Here is a 2,019-nt window from a genome sequence, read left to right on the forward strand (position 1 = left end):
CCTCATAAACCTGCAAACCGCTGTATAGAAAATACCCAACCCGCCCAAATGATAATTCCAACTAGCGACATATCCCATCACAAAGTATATCAATATCTATTTTCTAGATACTGAACATAGAATCAGGACAAAAATATATGAATGTAATAGATGACGATCGAGGAATTAGATTGCAGTTCTCGATCCTTGCGCTGGCTGAGCAGCGAGATTGTGAGTGAAGGATAGACAGTCATTCGACATTTAGGAGTTCTCCATGAGTAACGACAATCTCAACATAACACCTGTTCAGGGTGACTCGATCGATCCTGAAACTTATACTTATATAGAACGAGAGGTAAAACCAAATGAGTGAAACAAATGATGCTATGAAAATTATTCAGAAATTGATTGCGATCCAGAGCTACAAGAAATGGTCAGAGAGTCATCTGTTAATGCTCAAGTTTCGCTAATTATTTATGATGTTCGCAAACAAGCTGGATTGACACAAAAACAATTAGCAGACTTAATTGGCACCACTCAATCGGTGATTGCTCGATTGGAAGATGCTGACTATGAGGGGCATTCTTTGTCTATGTTAGCGCGGATTGCCGCAGCTTTAGGTCGAAAAATAAAGATTGAAATGTTGCCTAAAGAAGTTGCTTGAAAATCTCACTCGATCGACATTAATTTGTAGGGGCATCCCCTTGTGGGTACCCTGTTAGTGCAGAGCTAAAATGGTCGAGGGCAGGCATGAAGCTGCCCCTAAAGAGATTATTGCCATCAACCAGCGGATAGAATCTCATCGGCGGTTAAATTTAACACGGTATCTTGAAATTGTAATTTGTCGCTACCCCGATAAACTTGCTCTCGATAGCCCTCTGGTGTCAATGTTAACACTATAAAGAATCCTCGACCCTGCTATCGATCGACATACTTAGGTTTTAGGCTTCAAATCAACCTATGAATTAATTGTCCCTGTTTGGGGCGAACTGGCGATCGCAACTTTTGCAACTGGAATTCTCCCCGCCAGATAGCCCAATCGTCCCGACACCGCAGCCATTCCCATCGCCTGAGCCATCAGGGGGGCATCCTCAGCACAGGCGATCGCGGTATTGATCAAAAGGGCATCCGCACCAATTTCCATTGCTTGAGCGGCTTCGCTGGGGGTACCAAGGCCCGCATCGACGACGACGGGGACTTGGGCGTTTTCGATGATGATTTGGATATTGGCGAGATTTCTAATTCCCTGTCCTGAACCAATCGGAGAACCCAATGGCATGACAGTGACGCATCCGGCTTCTTCTAGCCGCTTGGCAAGGAGTGGATCTGCATTTATGTAGGGGAGTACGGCGAAACCTTCTTTGATGAGCTGCTCGGCAGCCTGGAGGGTACCGATCGGATCTGGTAAGAGATATTTACCTTCAGGAATTACTTCCAATTTGACGAAGTTATTATCTTCTTGTCCCAATAATTTTGCCATCTCTCGACCCAATCTCGCTACCCGCACAGCGTCTTCGGCAGTTTGACAGCCAGCGGTATTGGGTAGCATCCAGATTTTAGTCCAATCGATCGCTTCTGCCAAACCCTCATGTCCAGCGGCTTTGGTTTGGACTCTGCGTACGGCTACGGTGACGATCTCGCAACCGCTGGCGATGATACTCTTTTGCATCTGCGCGATGCTACGATATTTGCCCGTACCCGTCATCAGCCGCGAGTTGAAGGTTTTGCCAGCAATAATTAAGGGTCGATCGATCGAAGTTAACATAAAGAATGAGAATTAGGGTGGGTAGTGCCAGCCCTCAACGGGTTAAGCTGCTGATGTGGGATCTCTATCCTAACCAATTTTAGGACATACCTACCTTGAAAGCAGGACGGCTAGATAAAGATTGCATATAATTCATCACGGCTGGATATGCGGACAAATCCACCTTGAGCATCAAGGGAATATAGTACAAAATTGCACCAACAGCCACATCGACGACATTAAATTCATCACCTAAAAGATAAGAATGTTTGCTGAGTAGTTCATTCAGAGGAGTC

At 45.4% G+C, this 2,019-nt stretch carries 3 protein-coding genes; 1 reads left to right on the forward strand and 2 read right to left on the reverse strand.

What is annotated here, in order from left to right; genetic code table 11:
• Positions 1 to 409 precede the first annotated feature (409 nt).
• Positions 410 to 643 carry a helix-turn-helix transcriptional regulator gene (locus RMO27_RS09035; RefSeq protein ID WP_309731533.1) on the forward strand — a complete coding sequence of 78 codons (234 nt, stop codon included), beginning with the start codon at positions 410 to 412 and terminating at the stop codon, positions 641 to 643.
• 294 nt (positions 644 to 937) lie between these two features.
• Here the strand turns inward: RMO27_RS09035 and RMO27_RS09040 are convergent, their stop codons facing one another.
• Positions 938 to 1,744, reverse strand: a complete 807-nt coding sequence (locus RMO27_RS09040) for a thiazole synthase (protein ID WP_309731535.1) — start codon at positions 1,742 to 1,744, stop codon at positions 938 to 940.
• Positions 1,745 to 1,823: 79 nt separating this feature from the next.
• The coding region (locus RMO27_RS09045; RefSeq protein WP_309731537.1) for a glutathione S-transferase family protein at positions 1,824 to 2,019 on the reverse strand (196 nt) is incomplete at its 5' end.

Source organism: Chamaesiphon sp. OTE_75_metabat_556 (genome assembly GCF_031378165.1).
GTDB lineage: Bacteria > Cyanobacteriota > Cyanobacteriia > Cyanobacteriales > Chamaesiphonaceae > Chamaesiphon.